Source organism: Photobacterium kishitanii (genome assembly GCF_000613045.3).
GTDB classification, from domain to species: Bacteria; Pseudomonadota; Gammaproteobacteria; order Enterobacterales; family Vibrionaceae; genus Photobacterium; species Photobacterium kishitanii.
The window spans coordinates 489,488-513,918 of sequence record NZ_LN794353.1 but is presented as its reverse complement, the minus strand read 5'-3'; the positions used below and the strand labels follow the sequence as shown (position 1 = coordinate 513,918).

The 24,431-nt window shown below is 38.4% G+C and carries 22 protein-coding genes; 12 read left to right on the top strand and 10 right to left on the bottom strand.

Annotated features, from left to right (window positions below; all coding sequences use genetic code 11):
* Positions 1–164 precede the first annotated feature (164 nt).
* The 3 genes from pnuC to PPBDW_RS17595 all read left to right on the top strand — a co-directional run bounded on the left by pnuC (position 165) and on the right by PPBDW_RS17595 (position 2,452).
* A complete protein-coding gene (gene pnuC / locus PPBDW_RS17605) occupies positions 165–893 on the top strand; it encodes a nicotinamide riboside transporter PnuC (RefSeq protein ID WP_036790931.1) in 729 nt (242 codons plus the stop codon).
* Positions 890–1,624, top strand: coding sequence for a nucleoside phosphorylase (locus tag PPBDW_RS17600; RefSeq protein ID WP_036790928.1), 735 nt, complete (start codon positions 890–892; stop codon positions 1,622–1,624). The genes pnuC and PPBDW_RS17600 overlap by 4 nt, the downstream gene beginning before the upstream one ends.
* A gap of 132 nt (positions 1,625–1,756) precedes the next feature.
* A complete protein-coding gene (locus tag PPBDW_RS17595) occupies positions 1,757–2,452 on the top strand; it encodes a Crp/Fnr family transcriptional regulator (RefSeq protein WP_036790925.1) in 696 nt (231 codons plus the stop codon).
* Positions 2,453–2,563: 111 nt separating this feature from the next.
* Here PPBDW_RS17595 and PPBDW_RS17590 read toward each other — a convergent pair whose 3' ends face one another.
* A complete protein-coding gene (locus tag PPBDW_RS17590) occupies positions 2,564–3,160 on the bottom strand; it encodes a hypothetical protein (protein ID WP_146145971.1) in 597 nt (198 codons plus the stop codon).
* A 670-nt stretch (positions 3,161–3,830) separates the two neighbouring features.
* Here PPBDW_RS17590 and PPBDW_RS17585 point away from each other — a divergent pair.
* Positions 3,831–6,917 carry an Ig-like domain-containing protein gene (locus PPBDW_RS17585; protein WP_156312925.1) on the top strand — a complete coding sequence of 1,029 codons (3,087 nt, stop codon included), beginning with the start codon at positions 3,831–3,833 and terminating at the stop codon, positions 6,915–6,917.
* A gap of 107 nt (positions 6,918–7,024) precedes the next feature.
* Here PPBDW_RS17585 and corA read toward each other — a convergent pair whose 3' ends face one another.
* Positions 7,025–7,975 (bottom strand): magnesium/cobalt transporter CorA, encoded by a 951-nt coding sequence (gene corA / locus PPBDW_RS17580; protein WP_036790918.1) that lies wholly within the window; start codon positions 7,973–7,975, stop codon positions 7,025–7,027.
* Positions 7,976–8,681: 706 nt separating this feature from the next.
* Here corA and PPBDW_RS17575 point away from each other — a divergent pair.
* Positions 8,682–8,927, top strand: a complete 246-nt coding sequence (locus tag PPBDW_RS17575) for a hypothetical protein (RefSeq protein ID WP_036790916.1) — start codon at positions 8,682–8,684, stop codon at positions 8,925–8,927.
* A gap of 142 nt (positions 8,928–9,069) precedes the next feature.
* On the opposite strand, the gene PPBDW_RS17570 is transcribed toward PPBDW_RS17575, so the two are convergent.
* Positions 9,070–9,957 carry a LysR family transcriptional regulator gene (locus tag PPBDW_RS17570; RefSeq protein ID WP_036790914.1) on the bottom strand — a complete coding sequence of 296 codons (888 nt, stop codon included), beginning with the start codon at positions 9,955–9,957 and terminating at the stop codon, positions 9,070–9,072.
* A gap of 100 nt (positions 9,958–10,057) precedes the next feature.
* Here PPBDW_RS17570 and PPBDW_RS17565 point away from each other — a divergent pair, with 100 nt between their 5' ends.
* On the top strand, positions 10,058–10,876 hold the full coding sequence (locus PPBDW_RS17565) for a pirin family protein (protein ID WP_054262160.1): 819 nt from the start codon (positions 10,058–10,060) through the stop codon (positions 10,874–10,876).
* 17 nt (positions 10,877–10,893) lie between these two features.
* On the top strand, positions 10,894–11,484 hold the full coding sequence (locus PPBDW_RS17560; protein WP_036790910.1) for an isochorismatase family protein: 591 nt from the start codon (positions 10,894–10,896) through the stop codon (positions 11,482–11,484).
* A gap of 142 nt (positions 11,485–11,626) precedes the next feature.
* Here PPBDW_RS17560 and PPBDW_RS17555 read toward each other — a convergent pair whose 3' ends face one another.
* A complete protein-coding gene (locus PPBDW_RS17555; RefSeq protein ID WP_036790908.1) occupies positions 11,627–13,486 on the bottom strand; it encodes an ABC transporter ATP-binding protein in 1,860 nt (619 codons plus the stop codon).
* A 263-nt stretch (positions 13,487–13,749) separates the two neighbouring features.
* On the opposite strand from PPBDW_RS17555, the gene PPBDW_RS17550 reads away from it, so the two are divergent.
* On the top strand, positions 13,750–14,367 hold the full coding sequence (locus PPBDW_RS17550) for a DUF1294 domain-containing protein (protein WP_036790906.1): 618 nt from the start codon (positions 13,750–13,752) through the stop codon (positions 14,365–14,367).
* A gap of 68 nt (positions 14,368–14,435) precedes the next feature.
* On the opposite strand, the gene PPBDW_RS17545 is transcribed toward PPBDW_RS17550, so the two are convergent.
* The 3 genes from PPBDW_RS17545 to PPBDW_RS17535 form a co-directional block, all read right to left on the bottom strand.
* The gene (locus tag PPBDW_RS17545) at positions 14,436–15,761 is read right to left on the bottom strand and encodes a DUF1501 domain-containing protein (RefSeq protein ID WP_036790904.1); all 1,326 of its coding nucleotides are present in this window, start codon (positions 15,759–15,761) and stop codon (positions 14,436–14,438) included.
* The gene (locus tag PPBDW_RS17540) at positions 15,758–17,269 is read right to left on the bottom strand and encodes a DUF1800 domain-containing protein (RefSeq protein WP_036790901.1); all 1,512 of its coding nucleotides are present in this window, start codon (positions 17,267–17,269) and stop codon (positions 15,758–15,760) included. Before PPBDW_RS17540 ends, PPBDW_RS17545 begins: the two co-directional genes overlap by 4 nt.
* Before the next feature lie 192 nt (positions 17,270–17,461).
* The gene (locus PPBDW_RS17535) at positions 17,462–17,794 is read right to left on the bottom strand and encodes an SMR family transporter (protein ID WP_065173379.1); all 333 of its coding nucleotides are present in this window, start codon (positions 17,792–17,794) and stop codon (positions 17,462–17,464) included.
* Positions 17,795–18,314: 520 nt separating this feature from the next.
* Between PPBDW_RS17535 and PPBDW_RS17530 the strand changes: the two genes are divergently transcribed.
* Positions 18,315–18,761: a septal ring lytic transglycosylase RlpA family protein gene (locus tag PPBDW_RS17530; protein ID WP_036790896.1), complete on the top strand. Its 447-nt coding sequence runs from the start codon at positions 18,315–18,317 to the stop codon at positions 18,759–18,761.
* Between the two features lie 59 nt (positions 18,762–18,820).
* Positions 18,821–19,579 (top strand): hypothetical protein, encoded by a 759-nt coding sequence (locus tag PPBDW_RS17525; RefSeq protein WP_036790892.1) that lies wholly within the window; start codon positions 18,821–18,823, stop codon positions 19,577–19,579.
* Positions 19,580–19,647: 68 nt separating this feature from the next.
* On the opposite strand, the gene PPBDW_RS17520 is transcribed toward PPBDW_RS17525, so the two are convergent.
* Together PPBDW_RS17520 and PPBDW_RS17515 are read right to left on the bottom strand one after the other, a co-directional pair.
* Complete coding sequence (locus tag PPBDW_RS17520; RefSeq protein WP_036790889.1) at positions 19,648–20,382, bottom strand: DUF2076 domain-containing protein; 735 nt, start codon at positions 20,380–20,382, stop codon at positions 19,648–19,650.
* Positions 20,383–20,775: 393 nt separating this feature from the next.
* Positions 20,776–21,495: an HAD family hydrolase gene (locus tag PPBDW_RS17515; RefSeq protein WP_235604205.1), complete on the bottom strand. Its 720-nt coding sequence runs from the start codon at positions 21,493–21,495 to the stop codon at positions 20,776–20,778.
* 233 nt (positions 21,496–21,728) lie between these two features.
* On the opposite strand from PPBDW_RS17515, the gene PPBDW_RS17510 reads away from it, so the two are divergent.
* A complete protein-coding gene (locus tag PPBDW_RS17510) occupies positions 21,729–22,070 on the top strand; it encodes a hypothetical protein (protein WP_107289434.1) in 342 nt (113 codons plus the stop codon).
* Between the two features lie 58 nt (positions 22,071–22,128).
* On the opposite strand, the gene PPBDW_RS17505 is transcribed toward PPBDW_RS17510, so the two are convergent.
* The gene (locus tag PPBDW_RS17505) at positions 22,129–22,455 is read right to left on the bottom strand and encodes a hypothetical protein (protein WP_036790885.1); all 327 of its coding nucleotides are present in this window, start codon (positions 22,453–22,455) and stop codon (positions 22,129–22,131) included.
* A 230-nt stretch (positions 22,456–22,685) separates the two neighbouring features.
* Between PPBDW_RS17505 and PPBDW_RS17500 the strand changes: the two genes are divergently transcribed.
* Positions 22,686–24,425 carry an amidohydrolase gene (locus PPBDW_RS17500; RefSeq protein WP_036792861.1) on the top strand — a complete coding sequence of 580 codons (1,740 nt, stop codon included), beginning with the start codon at positions 22,686–22,688 and terminating at the stop codon, positions 24,423–24,425.
* Positions 24,426–24,431: the final 6 nt, after the last annotated feature.

Genomic DNA, 24,431 nt, shown 5'->3' with positions numbered 1-24,431 from the left:
AGTTTGTCGGCTGTTAAACGATTATGTCGTTGAATTAAAATGTGACTAACTAATTTTTAAAAAGTTGATCATCCTCACTTGTGATGGGACAAATGTCCTCACCATAGATAAGTATGCCTTTTACAATTGATTCAAATTATTAATGAGAATAAAAGGAATAACCGATGGACTTTCTCTCTTGGTTCGATATCAATAACACCCTTGTTAACTTTTCAATTGGTGGTGGCTATGCCATGTCATGGATTGAAGCTATTGGTACTATTTTTGGTTTACTGTGTATTTGGTTTGCCAGTAAAGAAAAAACCATAAACTTCTTTTTTGGCCTTATTAATGTCACGTTATTCTGTATTATTTTCTTTCAAATTCAACTGTATGGATTATTGTTACTTCAAGTGTTTTTCTTTTGTGCCAATATTTATGGTTGGTTTGCATGGACGAAATCAAACACTAATGGTGACAGCTTAGAGATCCGTTGGTTAAGTAAACCAAAGTTAGCCATGACCGTTGCGCTAAGTGCGATTGCAATTAGTTTATTAACGCTTTATATCAACCCAGTATTTTTTGCTCTAGCTAATTTTGCTGTCGATGTATTGAATATTTTTGGTGCTAATTTAGCTGATCCTACATTACAGCCTGGCGCTTTCCCGTTTTGGGATGCAACTATGACGGTACTTTCTATTGTTGCTCAAATTCTAATGACACGTAAGTATGTAGAAAACTGGATTCTATGGGTTGTTATTAACATCATTAGTGTTGGTTTATATGCAGCACAAGGTGTTTATGCTCTTTCTATTCAGTATGCGATTCTTCTCTTTGTTGCCGCGAATGGTGCGCGTTGCTGGATCGCAATTGCGAATAGAAATAAGCCACAAGTTAGGAAGGCTATCGCATGAACAAGCAACCTCACTTATTAATTAGTTACGGTCAAATTGCCACAGGTGTTTTAGTTTGTGGTGAGCCAGATAGAGTTAATCGAATAGCAGCACGTTTTTTAACGAATAGTGTATTAATTGCTGAAAATCGTGAATACCGCATCATTAATGGTGACTATCAAGGAAAATCGGTCACATTGTGCAGTACAGGGATGGGCGCTCCATCGATGATTATTGCTTTGGAAGAACTCAAGCGATGTGGTGCTGAATATATTATTCGTGTTGGCTCGGCGGGAGCGCTGCAATCGAATATTGGCTTGGGTGAATTAATTGTTGCTGAAGGTGCGGTTCGCGATGAAGGAGGATCTAAAGCTTATCTTCCAAGTGAATTTCCTGCTATTGCTGATCACCAATTGGTTCATTTGATAAAAATGAACTTATCTCAACAGAACATTAATTACTATTGCGGTATTGTTCGCTCTCACGATAGTTTTTATACCGATGATGAAGATAGTATTTGTGAATATTGGCATAAAAAAGGGGTATTAGGTGCTGATATGGAGACTTCTGCTTTATTAACTGTTGGTCGTCTTCGTCAGTTAAGAACCGCAGCAATACTTAATAATGTTGTTCTTTATCAACAGAATGTGACCGAAGGAATTAGCGCCTATGTTAATGAAGCTGAAGATCTCATTCAAGGTGAACAGTTAGCGGCAAATGTTGCGCTGAATGCACTGACTCAAGTTATTTAATAGTGTGTAACATCGACAAAATAGCCCGATTGCTACTGATTGGGCTATTTTAATGCGTAATATAGATTTTTCTATTCAGTATAATGAAAACCCGTTATCTTACTATGAAATGAAATAACAGTGATATGAGTGATGCAATTAACACCATCTCCATCAACAAGGTTTAGCGATTATCTGACTCAACACTATCTTAGTTTTCGTCAAGCTCTTTACCGTTGTCAAATTGGTAGTAAACGCTACCAAATCGGCGATCCTATATTGCAACAAGGCCAAGCGATTACTCAGCTTGTTATTGTTCCTGTTGGTCGCGTATCAATGCATATTTGTGCAGTTAATGGTCGTCGTTTTCAGTTAGGGGAGATGGATTGTAATTATAATGTATTTGGTGAAATGGAGTTCTTTACTAAAACGCAATGTCAGTGGTCAGTAGTTGTTGAAGAAGCGATAGAGATCGATATTCTTGATATAAAAAAAGTAGAAAAATTACTGTTAGAACACCCTGAATTTAGTCTGTTCTTTGCTTCGGCTTTAGCACTTGATTACCAAGACTCTCTTGATATATATACTTACCGTTTGCTGCATCCAATTACTTATAATATTGCCTTTGATTTACTCCAGCATGCTCGTCGCTCTCTGACACTAGGAAGATTTAATAAAGTTGATAAAGAAGCAGAGCGTTTTGGTACATCCAGTCGAGTTTATCGGCGCGCCTTAAAAACCTTGATTCAACAAGGGTTAGTTGAAAAAAAAGGCACGGAGCTTATTATTCTAGATCTTATTGGTTTACAAAAGTTTGTTGATCATTTTGAGGATTACGAGCTGTCATAACGGGTTTATTGGGTTCATGGTTATTAATAAACAATATAATAGAAAATATTAATTACTTCTTTACTATGTAAAAATGCCCCGTTAAATGGGGCGCATACTAATAAACAACGATTAATCCAATGTCATTATTTCAATTAATCCTGTTTTGCCAACACCTTCATGTCCGATAGTATACATAAGCACATCGGCACCTAGATGACCATTAGGATTATAAGTGAATGTTAATGGGCTAATTTGTTCAAAAAAACTAAGATTATTTCCAGAAGAGGTAATGTTAACTATCTCAAGTATTGATAACTTATGATCTAATGAGTCAGTTACAATACCTTCTAGATTTATTGTTATTGCTTGGTTTGATGTTGTTGATAAATAAGTTGTATCAGGTGTTTCAAGCGTACAATAGTCATGTTCAAGACTTGTTATCTCAACAAGTCCTGTTTTTCCAATGCCTTTATGCCCAACGGTATACATAAATACATCAACCCCGAGGAAGTTATTAGGGCGATAGGTAAACTCTAGCGGTTTACTTTGCTCAACGTAGCTAGAATTACTTCCAGTAGAACTTACTTTTACAACTTCAAGGATTGAAAGTTCATGGTTAAGTGAATCAGATACAATATCGGCTAAATTAATAGTGATAGAACGGTTAAATGAAGTTGTAGAATAAATGATATCAGGAGTATTAAGCATACAATAATTACTATGCATCTCTGAATCTATATTTTTTGCTATTGATGGACTGCTAATTAATAACAATAGCAAAAGAGAAACGTGTTTAAATCCTTTATAAAACATTATTAAATTCCCTATTTTAAATGATATGAAAGCAAAAAAATCCGTGAATTCTTTATTATCACTATTTGAAAAAAAATCGTATGCAATAGATTTTATTGTGTGGGGGAGATCATATATCGCCGTAATTCTTGTTGGGTTAGTTGTCGTGATTTAGCTAATTTGATCACCTTGATATATTGCTTTAATCAAATTCTCAATTGTCTCAAAATGTTCTTGCGACTAGGGCTTCCTGTTTTAGCGCGTTTTTTATTTGGCTCTGCGTTTCTATAAATCTTGTTAGAGTAATCTCACATTTATAAGTTATTTATCCTTTTTATATCTACTTTTTCTTTGAGCTGGCAATCATATTATCACTTTGATAACCAATGGAATGTTGTGACACTTAATTTGTTGTGTTAAATATGTTAAATCTGTTAATCATATTTAACTTGTTGAATATATTGGTAAGTAGAGACAGGTTGAACGGAATGCAACAACCAATAGCTAATGATGGCCAGATATTTGGTTTTTTTAAGCGCTTAAGCATGGAAGGAATTAGATCTTGAGAAGAATAAATAAAGTTACAGTAGCTATACTCAGCGTTATGTTGAGTAGCTCTCTATATGCCTCTGGCACTAGTCAGGTAGTTAATGTTATTCCTTTTGTTCCTGGAGAAACAGAAGTTCAGAATGGAGACATTGTTTCTTATAATAATGAATGCTTTATTGCGAAGAATAAACCGGGTATTTGGGAAACGCCAACGACTAATTCATGGTTTTGGGATGTAACTGAATGTCCTGGGGAGCCTGGACCTGAAGTTACCGAATTATCAATTCTTGCACCAACGGCTGGTCAGTTGCTAACAGTGAATCAAGCCGTTGTAATCGAAGCGCGTATTGATGGTCAATTGGCATCAAAAGTTGAGTTTTGGGTGAATAACACTAAACTTGCTCAAAAAGCCATTGACCAGAACACTACGCTTTACTCGCAAACATGGACACCTAGCGATGCAGGCAATGCCGCGATTAATGTGTTTGTGTTTGATAGCAATGATCAAAAAATTGAGCAGCAGTCAGTTTCTGTGACGGTAGAAGCAGAAGGGAATACGGATTTTACCGCGCCAGTAGTTAACTTTATAGCCCCTGTTAATGGTGCTACTGTTAATGAAACCGAGACAGTCTCTATTTCTGTTAATGCTTCTGATGTCGATAATGATTTAACCTCGGTAATTATTAAAGCCAATAATCAGCAAATTTGTACATTTGATGCGATAACCGGAGATGCATTTACGTGTGACTGGCAGCCAGCTCAAGCAGGTAGCGTAACATTGAATGCCATCGCCACCGATGCGCAAGCGCTTTCATCTACGACTCGTTTAAATATTACTGTTACAGCACAAACGGTTGAGCCACCACCAGTTACACCACCGGGTGGATTATGTGCTGACTTTAATATTTATCCAGACTGGACACGTGATGGTCATGCTGGTGGGGGTGACATTATGGTGCATAAAAACATTGCTTACTCTGCTGTTTACTGGACGCAAAGTGTGCCTGGTAGTGACGCTTCATGGTCGCTTCATTTAAATTGTGACGGCACAGATCCTGGTACCGCGCCATTACTTTCGTTACCTAACCCAATGGATCCAGTTCGTTTAGAAGTGGCTGGCTGGCCAAATACGTTTGTAGTGGCAAGTCCATCAACAACAACACCTGAAACAGTTACTATTGCTACAAGCAACAGTGCTGACTTAGCAGATATTGATAAGTTAACGATAGCATTTGTTTCGGTTATTGAGCAGGCAAACCAAGCGGGTACGTCATCCATTATCATCAGTAGTGATGTACTTGATCAAGCGACGCGTGATAAAGGTCTAGCGTTAGGCGCAATTGAGGTGAAACAAGCATTAACCAATGCTGTTGATATCACCGGTAGTCAGATTGATATTACGGCTATTAATGCGCTCAGCAATGATGTCAAAGGATGGACGCAAGCACACAACTTGATCGTATCAACCGTTGCACCACAAGCAACTTTTGGTTGGACGTTAAGCATTGGTGAATTTGCATTTGATACCCATTCAGGCCGCCAATCGGTGTGGAACGCAGCCTCGAATTATACTGCAGGCTTCCTTGATACATTAGAACTTTATAAAGCAGGTTCTGCAACTAAAGCTGACTTTATTGCCTTTACAAAATCGAGTGCTACTGCGGCATTATCTGCTGATCAATGGCACAACGCGCTAGAGTATGTGAAACAAGTTACAGATTACGTGAAGACTCCTGCGATGTTGGCAAATATTCCAACAGCACAAGCGGCAAATTACTTTATGGGTAATACCACTCGTGAGCAACAAATTCGTAAAGCAGCGTACAGTAACGTATTTGCGATTTTGTTTGATGAGAATAATACGGATTTAACTGGTAAAATTGAAGCTTACCAAGGTGCGAAAGTGCCACTGTATTATGTCGGTACCGAGTTAGAAAAAGGCTCGTTAACGCGCATTGATGCATTGAATCGTGAGTTAGCAAATGCTGCAACCGTGATGGATAATGAAGCTTTCCTTTACGAAACACCGCAATCACAGTGGGTTCCATCTACAGTGTATAAGTGGAATGACTTCCTTGATGGCCTTAATGCGATGCACAACATTGGTGTTGCTGGTAATAAGTTCTGGTTATTGAATGATGACGTGGATGATGCCACTAACATCATGTATGCCAAAGTCGCGATTGCTGCTTTCTTAGCGCAAAGTATGCAAGAGACTATTCGTTACAATGCGTGTGATGAGAACAATTGGTCGGAAGTGAAATACGGTGCGCCAACTGATTATCCAATGTCAGCGAGTTGTGGTCAGCTAGGTCAGAAATATGCAGATTACGGCTTTAACCCTGCTTCAGGCTTAGATTATGCTTACTCTTGTCCTCGTGATAACAAAATGGAAGTCAGTGCCCTAACACATGCGTCATGGTACGGTGCACCAGCACCAGTATTTGCAGCACCTGATGCCGTGTTAGAAGAGCGCGGTTTACTTGTTAACGGCAGCGTAGGTCGTTGGACGAATAGTGGCCACTGTAACGTTGTACCCGATAAAGTCGATACCTCTAAGCAAGTGTGGGAGCGTGACGAATGTAAAACGTATGTTGGTCAGAAAGCCGGTACGTTCCTTTGGGATGGTAGTAGTCAAGAAAGTGTTGAAGGTTGTGGTTGGTGGGGACGTGGTGTTATTCAAACTACAGGTCGTCAAAACTTCGGTACCCTTAACCACTACTTAGGCCGTTCACATGTTGATCCTGCGACCATTGGTCAAACCATTGATGGCGTCACTGTTGAAGCACCACCGACGAATCCGTTATATGCTGATCTTGATTTCTGTTCAAACCCAGGCTTGATTTGTAGCTCTGAAGAGAACAAAGAAATTAAGTGGATTGCAGGTTTATTCTATTGGGTAACGTCGGTACAAGCTTATTCAAATGATGGTGGCCCATACGAAGGTTGGAACTACTATAACGAACTGAAGAGATACGTTGATAGTGGCCTAAAAGGCACTGAATTTATTGATGATGTTTCTGGTATTGTAAACCGTGGGTGTCCTGATTCGAGCTGTTCAACAGGCGCTGTTCATAACGTTAAAGAGCGTCAAGATAACTTTAAGTTAGTGTTAAAGAAACTTGGTCTTAATCCACAATAATGGGTATAGAATAACGTTTATTTTTACTAACATCAGTCATTGAAAATTGGCTCTGAATAACAAAGCCCCCTATTTTTAAAGTAGGGGGCTTTTTTGTAAATAATAGTTTATAACCAACCTTTACGTTTGAAATAAAGATAAGGTGCAAAACCAGCCAAGACCATTAACCCTAGCGCATATGGATAGCCGAGCTCCCAATGAAGTTCTGGCATAAACTTAAAGTTCATTCCGTAGCTAGATGCAACTAATGTTGGCGGTAGGAAGACGACCGACACAACCGAGAATATTTTAATAATTCGGTTTTGTTCAATATTTATAAAGCCCATTGCTGCATCCATCAGGAAGTTAACCTTTTGGAATAAAGATTCATTGTGCGGTAACAAAGAATCAATATCACGCAAGACTTCACGCGCTTGTTCTAATTCACTTTCTGGTAAACGGGCTTTTCGTACCAAAAAGCTTAACGCGCGCTGAGTATCCATTAGACATAAGCGGATTTTCCAACCGGCATCTTCTTGTTCAGCTAGGTTCGATAAGGCTTTATCAAAATGTTCACCTGGTTTACCACCTAAAATAACCTTACCAATTGCCTCTAATTCGCTGTAAATATCTTCAATTACATCAGCAAGTTGCTCTATTTTTGTTTCAAACAGATCTAATAGTAATTCATACGCATTACCTTGCTGTAACCGCTGAGTACGAGCACGCATTCGATAAAGACGAAATGCAGGTAATTCACGCTCTCGTAAAGTAAATAAGCGACCATTACGAATAGTAAAAGCCACCGTCGCGTTGCTTACATAATTTTCCATATCTTCGTAGTAGAAGAATGAGTGAATGTGTAAGCCATCTTCATCTTCAAAAAAACGCGCACTGGCTTCAATGTCTTCTAGCTCAGGTCGGGTCGCAAGGCCTTGTCCTAGATCTTTTTGAACGCGTTCTCGCTCTTCTTCATTGGGCTCGATGAGGTCAACCCATAGTGCTGATGAGATGGGATCTTGGGCTTCTAAATCCAAACGTTGTAAACGGAAGTCGTTTAATGTAAATGCGTTCAGCATGTCTTATATCTCCACTAGTGGCGACGATATAAAGAACACTTTAAAACACGATTTGAAGCTGATAAATACAGCGTCTACCAATGCAAAACTGGCATAATAAGATTTAAGCAAAAGCAACGAACATTAGGGATAGTGCATGCTGACAGTTAAACATTGTCAACTCACACGCAAAAGCAGGGGAGGACAGATTAACGGGGAAAAATCTCATTCCAGTATCGACTGGGTGTGTTCAAAGCGGTGTCCTCTCAAATAATGGTGTGCGCATGTTACGTCTGACAGGAAAGTGGTTCAAGTTACGCTATTGCAACATTAGATTTTCCTTTAGACGTATTAAGTCAAAGACTTATTCATGCCCCATTAAGGTTTATTAACATCAGTTTAATCACCTTTTTAACTAATTATAATGAGAAATTGTTATTTTGCGTAATTAATGTGGTGCCAGATAGCATGTTTTTATTCTTATCTGTCAAAGTGTGGTTATTCGATATCTCAAATGGGCATTAACTTTAACACTAGGGAAGCCGATTTCCAATTTCCTTGCAGGTTAATAGTCGTGACGATGAGGGTAATATTGATTGTTCATCATATTGTTTAATTTAACGTTGTATTGAAGATAGTTCTACACTCATAGTCTAGGCGATATCTTTGCGTTTATGTCCATGGAGTACAGCAAACTCGGCATTCACGTTAAAATTCAGGAGTCAATATGTCATATATCAGGATTAATCGTTTACCGACAGATCGAGATGTAGAGAAGGCTTTCGGTTTAGAAATACATTCATTTACTGAAGCATTCAATATGTATTCTGTAGCCCCTTTTGTCGCGGAGGTGGGGTTCAAGAGTAGTTATGATGATAATGGCCAATTATGGGAAAGGTACCATTTAGGCGGATGGGCATTGAACAAAGATGCAGCGGCAGATTGGTTCACTTTTGTTGATGAGTATAAATAATTGCAGTTGTTTACCCTGAAACTTTAAGACTCGGCACCACGATAAGCGGTGTCGATTTTCTAATTTTGGGTTAGGTATACAGGGTATAACTTAAAGATTAAACAAGATTTAATAAGATTTAATAAGATTTAATAAGATGAATTTACAAATCTTGAAAAGTATCCATAACATGATTGATAAATAAACGTGTACTTTGAGGAATTAGTCGATGAGATGGGTACACCATATACATATTTCCTGATTCATTCGTATATTTAGATAAAATAGGTAATAGCTCTCCACGGTTAATATATTGTTCAACAAGCCCTTCAGGTAATCGAGCAATCCCTCTTCCCTCACGTACGGCATTAATGTGCAAATGAGTATTGTCCACAGCAAAACGTCCTTGAACAGGGAACTCTTTTAATCCGTTTTCATAAGCGAAGGTCCAATATTGCTTCCCTTCAGATTGTTGCCACAAAATACAATTATGTTCGATCAAGTCACTTGGTGAATTTGGTATACCATACTGCTTAAGATAGCTGGCACTGGCACAATAAATTATTTGTTTGCGAAGTATTTTTCTTGCAACGACCGTTGGGGTGGAAAGCTCTCCAGAACGGAAAGCAATATCAACATTGTGATCAATCATGTCTAACAAATTATCATTAACGATAAGTTCAATATTCACTTTTGGATAAGTATCAAGAAAATCATTAATGATGGACTGTAAGTAATACATGGAAAAATCAAAAGGCGCCGTAATTCGAATCAATCCATGAGGTACTTGTTGATTCTGTTGTACTAATTGATTTGTTTCTTCCATAGCATGTAAAAAAGGGGACATTTGTTGGTAGTAAATCTCACCTAAATTAGTCAAAGATAATTTACGAGTACTTCTATTTAATAAGCGTACCCCTAAGGCTTTTTCTAATTGCTGAACTTTGCGGCTGACAGTGGTTGATGGCATACCTAATTTTTTACCAGCACCTACAAAACTGTCCATCTCAACAACACACACAAAGACTTTAATCTCATTTAAATCAATCATTCAATTAGTCCAAATATGGGATAAATAAACTCAATTATACCATCTAATCAATCAATTGATTTAAATATAAACTGATTCCATCAAACAGAAGGAGTCTATCGTGATTAAATCAAACTACACTGGTCTTCGCCATGGGCCGATAAATAGCTTCATTCGACAAGATAACTTATTGCAATTAAATCCTTTTGTGATGTGGGATCATTTTCAATTGAATTCGACACAAACTGAAGCTGGATTCGACTTTCATGGACATTCAGGTATCGCTGCCGTCACTTACGTTATTGATGCCGATCTGACTCATGAAGACTCAAAAGGTAACGTTGTAAAATTGCCTCGTGGCAGTGTCCAACTTTTGGTCGCTGGTGCAGGCGCACTGCATAAAGAAACATTGACCTCAGAAGACGGAAATTTTGAAGCATTTCAACTTTGGACAGCGTTGCCAAAGAATAGTGAAATGAGTGAGGCTTCTTATCAAGGTGTATCTGTCGAAGATCTTCCTGTTATTAAACAACAGAATACATCTACAAAAATATTAGTGGGTGAATACGCGGATATAAAAAGCCCAATTAAACATGTTATAGACATGAACTATTTTCATATCACTATGGCAGCAACAAAAGCACATTGGCGCTATTCAGCCTCACAAGATCAAAACTCGCGCTTTATTTATGTTCTACAAGGCAACATATCGATTTTTGGAGAACCATTAACAACGCAGCAATTGGTATTGATTGATAACGATAACGTATCGGAATTAGAAATAACAGCAGACAGTGATGACAGCCAATTTCTTTTTATCTCGGCGACCTCATTAGCACAGTCCATTTTACCAACAGGGCCTTCAGTCCATAGCAGTTATGAAAATAGCAAAATTGGACATCAAAATATTCAGCAACTTTTTCACAAAATGATGAAATAACATTTAGGAGTGCCACCATGAAAAACACATTATTCACACCAGAAAACAGTGCAATGCTATTAATCGATCATCAAGTAGGCACCATGGGATGGGTTCACTCAGCTGATTTAGAGCAAATAAAACGAAATACACTTGCCTTGGCGCGTGCGGCAAAAGAGACCGGTATGCCTTTAATTTTAACCTCTAGCCAAGAGAACAACGTACAAGGATTGTTATTTGATGAATTACAAAAAGCTGTACCTGAAGCTTATGCATTACGTATTCAGAGAGCAGGCATTGTGGATGCAATGAAAGATCCGAATTTTGCTAAAGCGGTTTCTGCAACAGGGCGAAAGAACTTAATCATTGCGGGTATAACAACTGACGTATGTGTGGTTTATCCAGCACTTACGTCTGTTCAAGAAGGTTATCAAGTACAAGTTGTTGTTGATGGTTCAGGATCACCAACCACATTAGCTGATGAAACTGCGTTACGTCGAATGGAATCAAATGGTGTCACACTGACATCAACCAATCAGTTAATTGCAGAGTTAGCGCAAGATTGGACAACAGAAAATGGTCAAAAACTGATGACAGTATTATTTGAAGAAGTGTTATCAAAACAATAAGTTCAACTGCACTCATTGATCGTGAAATAGAACCAAAGATTAATTATATGCAGCCCCTAGTCATAATAAAGAGGGGCTGGCTCTTTTTTAGATCTTACAGAAACATTAAATGTGACGTTATTTTATTGGCATATAATATATATTAGCTGTAAGTTTCTGCTTCAAATTGAGCATTTTCTTCGCCAATAAAACCACCCGTTTGATGTGCCCATAATTGCGCGTAAATACCTTTTTGTTTTAGCAATTCAGCGTGAGAGCCTTGCTCAATAATTTGGCCTTTATCTATGATAATTAACCGATCCATTGCGGCAATGGTGGATAAACGGTGAGCGATTGCAATCACGGTTTTACCTTGCATTAATTCATTGAGACTTTCTTGAATTGCTGCTTCAACTTCAGAATCTAAGGCTGAGGTAGCTTCATCTAAAATTAAAATCGGTGCGTTTTTCAGTAATACCCGTGAAATTGCAATGCGTTGTCGTTGGCCGCCTGAAAGCTTAACCCCTCGTTCACCGACTTGTGCATCGTAGCCAACATTACCAAAAGAGTCGGTAAGGGTTTCAATAAACTCATGTGCTTGTGCTTGGCGAGTGGCTGCTAATAAGGTTTCTTCATCAGCATCTGGTTTACCATAGACGATGTTTTCACGAATAGACCGGTGTAATAATGAGGTATCTTGCGTCACCATACCAATATTACGGCGAAGTGAGTTTTGAGTGACCGCAGTAATGTCTTGACCATCAATACGTATATGCCCACCTTCAACATCATGAAAGCGTAATAATAGGTTAACTAACGTTGATTTTCCTGCTCCTGAACGGCCAACTAAGCCGACTTTTTCACCCGGTTTAATATTGAGGTTAAGATGACTGATAACACCTTTGTTCTCGCCATAATGGAAACTGACATCATCAAACTCTATGCCGCCTTGCGTTACCTCTAATGGTTTGGCATCTGCTTCATCTTCAATCGCAATCGGCTTAGATAACGTTTTCATACCATCAACAACTGTACCTATATTTTCAAATAACGATCCGACTTCCCACATGATCCACATTGACATGCCGTTGATACGTAACGCAAGACTGATGGCAATAGCGATAGCCCCGACTGGAACCTCATTGTGCATCCATAAATAAATTGAGATCGCAGAAATTGCAAATAGCAGCGTATAGTTAGTGAGTTGAACACAGAAATTAAATCCAGTCACTAAGCGCATTTGTTTATGAACGGTGCTTAAAAAGCCTTGCATGCCTTTTTCAGCATATTCAGTTTCACGTTGGTCATGCGAAAATAATTTAACGGTTGAAATATTAGTATAGCTATCAACAATTGAACCCGTCATGGTTGAGCGTGCATCTGCTTGCTCTGCCGCAATGTGTTTAAGTTTGGGAACAAAATAGAGTTGAATACCTACGTAAGCGGCTAGCCAAAACAACATCGGTAACATTAGTAGCCAATCAGCTTGGGCTAAAATGACCAGTGATGAGGTGAAATATACCGCGACATAAACAAATACATCGGCTGTTTTCATTACCGTTTCGCGTACAGCCAGTGATGTTTGCATCACTTTAGTGGCGATACGACCTGCAAAATCATCCTGATAAAATGACACACTTTGTTTAAGTAAATAACGGTGTGCTAACCAGCGAATCGACATGGGGTAATTCCCCAACAATGATTGATGGCTAATTAACGATGAAATTAAGACTAGCGTGGGCATTAACACTAAAATGACCAAGCCTAACCAAAATAAGCTAGTGCCATTTTGTGCAAGAAAAGTATGGGGATCACTTTCAGTAAGCCAATCGACAAGTTTTCCCATAAATCCGAATAATACGACTTCGAGAATAGCGACTGTGGCACTGAGGATAGCCATAATAATTAAAGGCTTTTCAAATCCTCGGCTATAGTAGCGACAAAAAGCAATAATACCTTGTGGCGGCTGCTCAGGATCTTGTTTAGGGAATGCCTCTGTGAAGTTTTCAAAGCGTTTAAACATGGGTAACCTAATTGGTGAACGAGCGCAATAAGCAAATTAACTGAAATATATATGTACTGTGTGGTTTTAATGGTAATGATTCAGCGATAAGGGTGTTTGGGTGCATATCCATTGTATGCATTTCTTTAATCATGCTCAATAATTGTGATATTTTTAATAATAAAAGTATTAACTTGATGCAAAAAAAACAATTTATCACGTTATCTACATTTTGATAATCAAAAGTATTCAATCTGTTCACAGTGTAAAACTATAGGTAAAAAATGAAGAATAAAGGCACTATTGTGCAATGGAGTCACCAAAAAGGGTTTGGTTTTATACGACCCCAGGTTGGTGGCGATAATGTATTTTTTCATATTAGTGCTTTAGTCGACCGCCAAAGTCGACCGCGAATAAATGAAAGCGTTTATTATGAGCTCGGTGGCGATAAAGAAGGTAAAAAGTCAGCTAAATCTGTCATTTTTGTTAAATCACATTCAAGAATGGATAAATACACCGCGCCAATGAGTAAAGCCCAAGGGTTCAGTGTCCTATTTTTGGGATTAGTCGCTGGGTGGGTATGGTTAGCTCGATGTCCATATTGGGTATTAATTGGCTATATTAGTTTTAGTATTGTCACTTTTGCTGTTTATGCGCATGATAAGCGCGCTGCTCAAAAAGAAGCATGGCGTACGAAAGAAGCAAGTTTACATTTATTGGCATTAGTTGGTGGTTGGCCCGGTGCTTTGTGGGCACAAAAGATATTACGCCATAAATCTCAGAAACAACCGTTTAAAGCGATTTTATGGTTAACGATTGTGATTAATATCAGCGTTTTTATGATGATATTTACACCGTTTAATTACTATTGGGTGCAGGGTATTATCACTGCTATTAGATGATTATTCTGATGTCATTTATCTGTAAACATCCACAGGAGAAGCAATGTGCTTCTCCTGTGTTTTTTAGGTTAAATGAAAGGTATATATGGCGTATTAAATTGGGCTAAGTTTGGGAATAAAGTTAATACTTGTTGGTCATCAAGTCCAAACCAACGACATAACGAGGCATTAACTTGATCGGCAGCCATACTTGGAATAATGCGCCCGTGATTAAAGTCGTCTTCACTGCCAGCGGTTAAGTCAGGCCATAGACCATAGGCTTGTCCGCCTTGTAACGTCCCCCCCATCACTAATTGATGTCCACCCCAGCCATGATCGGTGCCTGATTCATTGGCTTGAATACGACGACCAAAATCAGACATAGTGATTGTCGTGACTTGTTGATGTACATCTTGTGCATGCATATCAGCATTGAAAGCCACTAAGGCATCACTGATCTCTGTATATAATTCATCATGTTGTAATTTCTGATTAACGTGAGTATCAAAACCGCCAATGCCAACAAAAAATACTTGTCGTTGATGAGCCAGCGTTTGGCGGGCATTAATCAGTCGAGCTACCATTTCTAATTGCCCTCCGAGATCTGTTGCTGGATAAACAGCTGTTGGTGGGTGAGTTGCCAATACTTGTTTGAGAGCTTCATTATCACTCACACTTTGTTGCATAACTTTCGAGAAATGGCGACTGTAAATATTGTCGTAGTTACGTTCAGTAAAATGCGCAAAATATTGGTCAATTTTGGTGTTGTCATCCCATTCAGCGTATTTACCTGCTCCTTGAGCACTAACAACCGTTTGACCTAATGTTTGGCTGCGTAATAAACGCTTATCGCTGTTAAGGGCAATCAATGGTGAGAGATCACTGCTGCTAGTAAACATATCCATCATACGGCCAGCCCAACCTAATGGGTTGTTATACTCGCTGGTACCGGTTTGCCACATGTTTTGCTGCATGTTGTGCGCCATTAAAAATTGTGGCACTTCAACCTGATTAGTTGCAATTGCAGAAGCTGTCGTTGGCGCTAATAATTGGCCACTGTTGATCAGAGCTGTTGCTTCACCACGAGCAAATAAAGGGGCAAGTGCTGTCATTTTATGATGAATGCCTAGCGGGACTTGATTGTCGGTTGCAACGGCTAATGGCGTTATTTCAGTATCTTTTAAGCATAGTTTTGGACGTGCGGCATGGTAGGCTGCATATGATGTGCTATCTGTGGTTGGTACAATCATATTGTAAGCATCGTTACCACCATATAAAAATAAAATTACTAGCGCTTTATGATCATTAGGTTGCTGATTTTTGTCTGTTAATGCCAGAGCGGGAGCTGAAAGTGTAGTTGCAGATAATGCGGCCGTTGATTGTAAAAAACGGCGGCGAGATAATTTAAGTGTCATGCTACAAACTCCTGACAAAAGAACTCTGGTGAAGTAAATGCAGTATACAAGGCGGTTTCAACTCGGCGGATTCGTGCTTTAACAGGGATCTGATTCGTCAACAGATCCATTAATTGCGTCCGCAGTGAATCTGAGATTAAACCAGCAAAGAGGCGGTTATTTATTAACTCAATAAAAGCGATTGGATCATGCTGTACTGCCATAAAAGGATTAATGTCGTAATACCATTGTTGTGGTTTAGTTGCTTTATAGCCATTAATCACGGCGCAAATGCGGTTATGGATACTTAGCATTTGATGACTGGTTAATAAGCTAAATTCAGGTGCAGTAAGATCATTTGCGGCAATTTCACCTTGAGGCGCAAAATCAGGAAGGTAGAAGTTAAATACGGTTTCTGCCTGCAATGGCCCTTGCCCAAAGTAACGAACATTATTTTTAACGTCCCAATAATCACCTAATGACGTAACGCCGAGTGCACGAGCTTGGTTAGCAGCCATTAGGATAGGCTCTTTTAATAAGCCATGATGGCTGTAGCGATTTTCTTGTCCTTTAAGTACTGCATTATCAGTTAAAATAGCCCATAACACTGCTTTAAAGTCGCCACGAACGCCGTTACCGTTATCAATAAAGGCTTGTGCAACACGGTATAAGTATTGCTGACTTGGGTTACTGGTCACTAAGCGTTTAATTAATAAGTTAGCGATGAAAAAAGGCGTATTTTGATGGTTAAAGAGCACGTCTAATGCTTGATCTAGATCTTGCTCAGTATTTTGACCTGCTGCAAAGTGGTGACCTAAAATTACTTTTGCATCTATATCGTGATTACGCTCTCGTGGTGTCATGGGGTGTTCATTATGGCCACTTTGCCAGCCTGTAAGAGCACGAGCTAATTCTTGAACGTCAATTTGGTTATATGACGGAATATTATTGCCATTATGATCGACTAGCGGCTGACCATTATCATCTAATTGCCATAAACCAATAGTGAATAATTGCATTAGCTCACGCGCATAGTTCTCATCGGGAAATGTATTATTTTTAGGATTAGCTTTAGTACTACGACGCAGCGTTAAATAACGTCCCATGGCTGCATTTATCGTCACGGCTTTAAGTAAGTCACGGAAATTACCAAAACTATGCTTAACTAATAAATCATAATAGGCCGCAAGTTCTTCATGGCGATTACCAATACCAACACTTGATACCACCAGGATCTGGCTGAGTGCATAAGCCATACGCTGTCGAAGTTGGTCCTCGGCTGTTAGTGCATATTGCCACCATACACCGAGGCGTAAATTGGTGTTGGCTTCTTTATTTGATAACTGCACTGCACGACGTAATTGAGGTAGATGATAAGATGCAGGAGCATTGTATTGAGCCTCAAACCATTGGCTAATGTCTTGATAAAATAATACATTAAGATCATTAACTTGTGGGCCAAATGTGGCTCGATATAAAAGTGCAGCGGCTTGGTGTGGATGGGTTAATCTTAACGATGGATGTGGCATAAAATATCCTTATTAACGATGCTGAATACACCGATACTTTAATAGGTTTATTTTATATCTATCATTAGATATGTTTATTGATTAAGTGTTTCAAAGTATGTCATAACTGCTTATTGATGAGGTGGATATAGATCGATAAAAAGAAGATCCTATGTTCTTATTGTTATCGATCTATTTAAAGATGGATAGTAATTAGTGCGAAACAGTCTTTGATAAAAGATTAACCACTAGCACGCCGCTAATAATTAATCCAATCCCAATAATAGCGGGTAGGTCTAAACGTTGGCCATAGGCAAAGTAGCTAATAGTCGCAACCAGAACAATACCTGCACCACTCCAAATAGCATAAACAATTCCAACGGGCATTGTTTTGACTGTAATCGATAATAAAAAGAATGCCACTGCGTAACCGACAATAACAACGGTACTCGGTACTAATTTAGTAAATTGCTCTGCTTTAGGAATAAAAGAGGTGGCAATGACTTCAAAAATAATCGCAATAGCAAGTGCGATCTGTGGTGGCATTGAGATTAATAGTTTAAACATAGCGGTTTTCTACAGGAATTGAAAACGTGCATTCTAAAGATCTTTTAAGTAGGCGACTAGCGTAAATTTGAGTAATTAATTATTACTTTGTATCAACAATGATCGAAGTCTGCGAGGCATTTTGCTACGTATATTGCAATACAGTTAGGCTAGATTACTTTATGAAAATATTTAATGGCTATAAATTGTATTGATGGTAACAACATAATGTTATTTTTAATTATTAAGTATTGGTATGTAATTTGCTGTATTTACCTTGTCATTATTTGTTTTTACATTGGAAGTAAAAATAAAGGTGGTGTACACAGTATGTTTTATTATTCTCTTTTTGTAGCCGACATTATTCATAATGTCGGTTTTTTTTACTTTTAAAACAATAATATAGGATTTTTTTCGTTTTTCACTTACATTTGATGATAGAATTTAACAAGTAATTGATTGTTTTGCTTTGATTTATAGGTAATTAGTTGAGTAAGTTAGGCTAGGTGGAGGTTATAGTATGAATTGGTCTGTTATACGGTATTGGGTATTGGGTACATTGGCTCTTATTATTGCGTCAGGGTGTACGACCACTGATCAACCTTCTAATAGATTGACCGTAGATACTAAGCGCCCTGTATTAATTATCAAACCAGTTGAGCATAAAAAATCGAATAAAGTTATTTATGGTAAAGCATCTTTTTACGCCAATATGTTTCAAGGCCGTAAGACTGCAAACGGGCAAATTTTTGACCAAGGTAAATTGACTGCTGCGCATCGTACATTAGCGTTTGGTACTAAAGTAAAAGTGACTAACGTGAGTAATAATAAAAGTGTGATTGTCACTGTTAATGATCGTGGACCATTTGTGCGTGGACGTATGATTGATTTATCAAGCTCAGCATTTAGAGCAATTGGTAATACGCGTTCAGGAGTATTAAACGTCAAAATGGAAATTTTAAAATAATAGCAAGGAAGTAAATTGAGCAATATGAAGTATTGGTACGTTAATGAGGGAGCTTGGTTATGATTTTGGAAACATTGAGCCAGTCGGTATCGACGGTTTTACATAATAAAAAAAGGTTATTAAAAGCCTTACTTATTCCTTTTTTAGTGACGTATTTTTTGCGCTCCATGAAAGTCTCTGTGGCAGGGAATGAATTATATAATGAAATATTGGTATATATATTTAATATAGCGATCTTTTTGACCTCTTCGATTATTTGTTTGCGTACGCAACAAATCTTAGATAAACATGATACTGATGACACAGCAGATGCACCATGGCAAGGGATTAAATTTGATCCTCAGCAGCGTCGTTATAGCGCATATCTGTTTGTATTATTTATTTTATTATATGCTATTTGGAGTGTAGTCCAAGCGGATTATGCCATGGCGAGTAATGGCTTTGTTTATAGTTTGATGCTAGCGCTAGGTGTTGTTGGATGGGTGCTATTTTCGCGTTTATCCTTCGTCTTACCTGCAATTGCCTCAGGGAAAGAAGCTTCGTTTAAAGATGCGTTTACGATAACAAAAGATAAAAAGTTGTATGCGTTTGTGATTGCTGGGTTATTACCCGTTGTTTTTTACATGTTATTTATTGGGTTGCCAATCTTCTTGTTATTCGCTAATCCTAATTTAGCAATGGGACTTAAGTTTATTTATGTCTTTATATGGGGAGTTATTGTTATAGCAATTCCATTTATTATTGCAGCAATTGAAGCAACGGCATATCGTGCCTTAATGGATAAATCGAAAGCAACAGAAATCTCAAATCCAGTCTAAATAAATTACTCAAATAATATAAAAAAAGAGCGCTTTGCGCTCTTTTTTATTAGTTCGTAATAACGAGCTTAGAAGTCGTCGTCGTCACCACCGAAATCGCCGCCAAAGCCGCCATCGGTATCACCAAAACCACTGTTATTAGCGAAAGTATCATCGCCGCCGAAGCCTGAATCACCAAAGCCGCTGTCATCACCGCCGAAGCCTGAATCACCAAAACCAGCGTCACCAAAACCACCAGTGTAGTCAGAAGCAAAGCTATTTGAATCATCATTTAAGAAGCTTGAATCATCAGCTTGTGGATCTGTGGTTGCGTCTGCTGCAGTATCTGTTTGTGCTGTATCAGTTGCCGCTGTATCCGCCGCTGGTGCTGGATCTGCCGCTGCTGTTTCAGCTGGCTTATCATCAAACAGCATATTGCTGATAACACTACCAGCAACCATACCTGCCGCAACACCTGCTGCTGTTTGCATAAAGCCACCAAAAGCACTTGGTTGGCGAGCTGGTGGCTGTGGCGGTTGTGGGGGCGCTTGACGAGAGCCACCAAACATACGGCTCATGGTGCCACGGTTTGATTCTTCTTTGTAATACTCAGCATTTTTCTCTAAGTAATCATTTTTTTCTTTTAGCTGCTTAAGTGCCATCTCTTGCACAAGTACTGCTTGTGTAAGTTTGTAGATAGCATCTGGCTGTGCGCCAATTTCAGTATTAATAAGTTGTTCTGCTTCTGCATCTTTTTTGCTTTCAGGGCTTTTTTGGAGCTTAGCAGCAACGCTTTGAATCAGTTCTTTTTCTTGTGGAGTCATGATTATTACCTTCTCAATACCCTGTCATTGGTAGGGTGTACCGTTGCTTGGTTGATGAGTTTTCTATCATCAGCCTTGCTAAATAAGATTACTCACAAATTACATTATTCGCATAAAGATATTGAACAGGTGATGAATGCACCATTGTAATTTGTAAATCGAAATAGAATGCGCGAATACTGTATTACGTTCGCTGTACTACATCTACAGTTTGCTACAAGATATTTCATTTAGTTTGTTACTATCTGTAAATGGGTACTGAAAATGTATTATCAAGCATAGTCGCAGAATTTATTTATCGTTTGTTAACATGCTCTCATTATTGAGAGCGTGTTATAGTAAACATATTGCGTAATTTGGAGGGATGTTCTGGCAAGCAGTATCATTTAATCATTAACGTAGAATATTATTATCATGTCGCCAATCCATGATAGTCCAGTCCTTCATCTGGGCATGCATGGCCAATGTAGGATCCGGATTAACGGCGAAAGGTTTATTGACAACGTTAAGCAGTGGTAAATCATTGGCAGAGTCACTGTAGCCATAACTGCCTTTATAATTATGATCTTGTTGTTGCAGCCATATTTTTAAGCGTTCAACTTTGCCTTCTTTAAAACTCAGTATTCCGGTTGTTTCTCCGGTATATACACCATGGTTTTGTTCTAAATTAATTGCAATAACATCATTGATACCAAGAATCGTTGCAATAGGTTTAACGAGATGCTCACTTGTTGCTGAAATAATTAAAATATGATCACCACGTTTGCGATGCCACTCAATACGCTCAAGGGCTTGTTGGTATATTGCTGGAGTAATAATGGTGGTAATAAATTCATCAACCAGTGGCTTTATTTGTTGAGGGCTTTTGCCTTTTAGTGGCGCAAGCGTAGCTGTCATGTAACTGTCCATATCGAGTGTGCCTTTGGTATAGGCAGCCATCATTGCTTGTTCTTGTGTTAATAATGAAACTGGAGCTAACCCTTTAGTAACAATGAAATTATTCCATAGACTGGCTGAATCGGCAGCGATCAATGTTTCATCTAAATCAAAAATAGCAAGATAAGTCGGCATGGCTGCTTTGGTGTTAGTTATTGTTTGGGTGGTAAATGACACGTGTAATTCCTTAATATATTTATTGTTATATTTATAATTGTGGTGTAATTCGCTTTAGAGTAGGAAATAGTGATGACATTTTTATGATGTTTGCGTGGCTTTTTTACTACATAGATTGATAGGTGAATTAAGCTGTAATGATAAGTTGTTGCAATATAAAAATGATCTTATGTTCTTTCAGTTATTACAGGTGTAGTTTAAATCAAACTATATCTATCTATACAGAGGGAATAATGATGAGTAATACCATGATCACGATTAGAGCAAACTGTATTAATGATCTTAATCTTGCTGCTGAACTAGCGCAGCAACAGGTTGTTGTTACTGATATTGAGCAAATACAAATTCAATTAGCTAATGATACGACAGTATTATTTAAAAAAGATGCGGCATTACAGCATTATTTGAATACTTTGCTAGGGATAAATTTAAAACGCGTGTTTCGAAATAATGCGCATCAGCTTAATCATCTTACTGAAAAATCAGTCAATATTGACGGCACATTATTATTATTAAAAGACGACGGTGATTGGCTACGAATGCAATGTGATAGCGGCACACTGGCTAAATTATAAACCCATGAGAGCGATTTACGGCCAGCCTATGCTGAATATGATAGATTGGCCATATGCATTAGCTGATGATCGCTTCACATACCCGTTCGTTATTCGTGTAATAGTAGCGATGATGGCTATCAGGTGTATTGTCAGCAAAGGTCTTATCGATAACATAAGGTGTGCCTTTGGCAAAGAACCAGATAAATTGCTCAATGGCTTCATCAAATTGCGCTTCGGTGGCATGTTTAGTCGGGCGTGAGAATTCAAAGCGAGTTAACTTTGTGGTATCGATGATTGAACAACGCTCAAAATCATTAAACCCCAGTTGCTTGAGGTCAGGCTGTGGCATACCGCCAGGCACCATATGCGAAGGTACTGTTAGCACTGCTTGAGTAAGATTCATCGTATATTCGTCCTTATAATATCTACTCATCTATTTAATAACTGTAACTGAGTTTACGGTTTCTCTCTAGCTTTAAATGCAAATAACCATCTTTGAGATGATAAAGAATATCATATATTCAGTCGTGTCGATTAAGTGTGAATGATGTTTTAAAATGAACAAATTATTCGGTTTTTACAATTAGTTAGTCTATGTTTGATGAACTCTAGATTTAAGGATAAATCATGTTTATGAAACAGACTAAAATAGCATCTTCTTTATTGTTTTTTGCATCAGTTGTTTCTCACTCTGCTTTTGCTGCACCATCAAATTTACCGATGACAACGATTTTTTATGGTGGTCCAATTATCACTATGGAAAACGATCAACCGACAGCTGAGGCTGTGGTTACAAGTCAGTATGGTAAGATCGTTTATGTTGGCTCTGAGCAGGAAGCATTAAAGCAATATCCCGATTCTAAAAAAATAGATTTGGATGATAAAGTGCTAATGCCTGGCTTTATTGAACAACATTTGCACCCATTTTTAGGGGCGTTGACATTAAATATGCCCGTGATTGCACCTGAAGAATGGCAATTGCCTACTAAAACGTGGCCAGCGGTTACTAATCATGATGATTATATTGCGGCGTTAATTGTTCAAGAAAAAGCCTTAAAAGATCCTAATGAAACACTTTGGACGTGGGGGTTTAATAACTATTTCCATGGTGAATTATCCCGTCAGCAACTTGATAAAATATCAAAAACACGTCCTATCGGAGTATGGCATCGCTCTGCGCATGAGTTTTATGTGAATTCGGCATTTATTAAGAAATACAACTTAAATCAAATGGATGTCGATAAGCTTGGTAAAGAGGTTGCTGGTCAAGTTAATTTAGATAAAGGCCATTTCTTGGAAGGTGGCGCATTAATTTATTTATTACCACGGATCGCGCAAGATTTAGGGAATGAGCAGCGCTTTACCGCTGGATTAAAGCAGTTGGTAACGATGCTTCATCAAAAGGGGGTAACTGCATATAACGAACCTGGAGCGTTCATTCCTGACTATATGGTTGATACTTATCTTGATGTTTTAGGTAGTGAATCGACACCAATGTATTCTTTTTTTACTCCAGAAAGTAAAACACCTTACTTTACTAAAGGAAAAGAGGGTGTATTAAAAGAAGTCGAGAGAATTACGACCACCTTACCGGAAACAGGTAAAGTTCGCTTCTTTGATAAACAAGTTAAATTATTATTTGATGGCGCTATTATTTCGCAGTTAATGCAAATGAAAGACGGCTACCAAGATGGTCATCATGGTGAGTGGATTCAAACCCCTGCAGATGTTGAGGCAATCACAAAGATTTTTTGGGAAAATGATTATCAAGTGCTGGTGCATGTAAACGGTGATCTTGGAGTTGAGAAATTAATTGAGATTTTAGAAAAGCGTCAAGCTGAATATCCGCGTAAGGATCACCGTTTTACTATTATTCATTTTGCTAACTCGACTGATGCTCAGGTGAAAAAACTGAAGTCATTAGGCGCTATCATTAGTGTGAATCCTTATTATGTTACAGGGTTTAGCGAAAAATTTGGTGAAGTTGGTTTAGGAAAAGAACGTGCCCATGCAATGGTACGCTTGGCAACGATAGAGAAAGAGAAAATACCCGTATCACTGCATTCGGATGCGCCAATGGCACCTTCTGATCCGTTATTACTCGCATGGAGCGCTGCTACTCGAATCACAAACTCGGGTAATGTTGTTCGTCCTGATCTAGCATTGTCACGTGATGCTGCATTGAGAGGAATTACTATTGAAGCCGCTTATTCTTGGGGGCAAGAACAGAATTTAGGTAGTATTAAAACAGGCAAGATTGCCAACTTTACTATCTTAGAGCAAGATCCGTATAAGGTTGAATTGAAAAAATTAAAAGACATACCAATATATGGTACTGTTTTTGAAGGGAAATTGTTTCCTATCGATAAATAAGATCAT

Bases quoted from the DNA above. Each gene is read 5' to 3' on its own strand.
- PPBDW_RS17510 (WP_107289434.1), top strand. From the start codon at position 21,729: ATGATGAGTAATACCATGATCACGATTAGAGCAAACTGTATTAATGAT.
- PPBDW_RS17530 (WP_036790896.1), top strand. From the start codon at position 18,315: ATGAATTGGTCTGTTATACGGTATTGGGTATTGGGTACATTGGCTCTT.
- PPBDW_RS17525 (WP_036790892.1), top strand. From the start codon at position 18,821: ATGATTTTGGAAACATTGAGCCAGTCGGTATCGACGGTTTTACATAAT.
- PPBDW_RS17570 (WP_036790914.1), bottom strand. From the start codon at position 9,957: ATGATTGATTTAAATGAGATTAAAGTCTTTGTGTGTGTTGTTGAGATG.
- corA (WP_036790918.1), bottom strand. From the start codon at position 7,975: ATGCTGAACGCATTTACATTAAACGACTTCCGTTTACAACGTTTGGAT.
- PPBDW_RS17600 (WP_036790928.1), top strand. From the start codon at position 890: ATGAACAAGCAACCTCACTTATTAATTAGTTACGGTCAAATTGCCACA.
- PPBDW_RS17595 (WP_036790925.1), top strand. From the start codon at position 1,757: ATGCAATTAACACCATCTCCATCAACAAGGTTTAGCGATTATCTGACT.
- PPBDW_RS17535 (WP_065173379.1), bottom strand. From the start codon at position 17,794: ATGCCACCACAGATCGCACTTGCTATTGCGATTATTTTTGAAGTCATT.
- PPBDW_RS17520 (WP_036790889.1), bottom strand. From the start codon at position 20,382: ATGACTCCACAAGAAAAAGAACTGATTCAAAGCGTTGCTGCTAAGCTC.
- PPBDW_RS17540 (WP_036790901.1), bottom strand. From the start codon at position 17,269: ATGCCACATCCATCGTTAAGATTAACCCATCCACACCAAGCCGCTGCA.
- PPBDW_RS17550 (WP_036790906.1), top strand. From the start codon at position 13,750: ATGAAGAATAAAGGCACTATTGTGCAATGGAGTCACCAAAAAGGGTTT.
- PPBDW_RS17575 (WP_036790916.1), top strand. From the start codon at position 8,682: ATGTCATATATCAGGATTAATCGTTTACCGACAGATCGAGATGTAGAG.
- PPBDW_RS17560 (WP_036790910.1), top strand. From the start codon at position 10,894: ATGAAAAACACATTATTCACACCAGAAAACAGTGCAATGCTATTAATC.
- PPBDW_RS17505 (WP_036790885.1), bottom strand. From the start codon at position 22,455: ATGAATCTTACTCAAGCAGTGCTAACAGTACCTTCGCATATGGTGCCT.
- PPBDW_RS17500 (WP_036792861.1), top strand. From the start codon at position 22,686: ATGAAACAGACTAAAATAGCATCTTCTTTATTGTTTTTTGCATCAGTT.
- PPBDW_RS17545 (WP_036790904.1), bottom strand. From the start codon at position 15,761: ATGACACTTAAATTATCTCGCCGCCGTTTTTTACAATCAACGGCCGCA.
- pnuC (WP_036790931.1), top strand. From the start codon at position 165: ATGGACTTTCTCTCTTGGTTCGATATCAATAACACCCTTGTTAACTTT.
- PPBDW_RS17585 (WP_156312925.1), top strand. From the start codon at position 3,831: ATGTTGAGTAGCTCTCTATATGCCTCTGGCACTAGTCAGGTAGTTAAT.
- PPBDW_RS17590 (WP_146145971.1), bottom strand. From the start codon at position 3,160: ATGCATAGTAATTATTGTATGCTTAATACTCCTGATATCATTTATTCT.
- PPBDW_RS17555 (WP_036790908.1), bottom strand. From the start codon at position 13,486: ATGTTTAAACGCTTTGAAAACTTCACAGAGGCATTCCCTAAACAAGAT.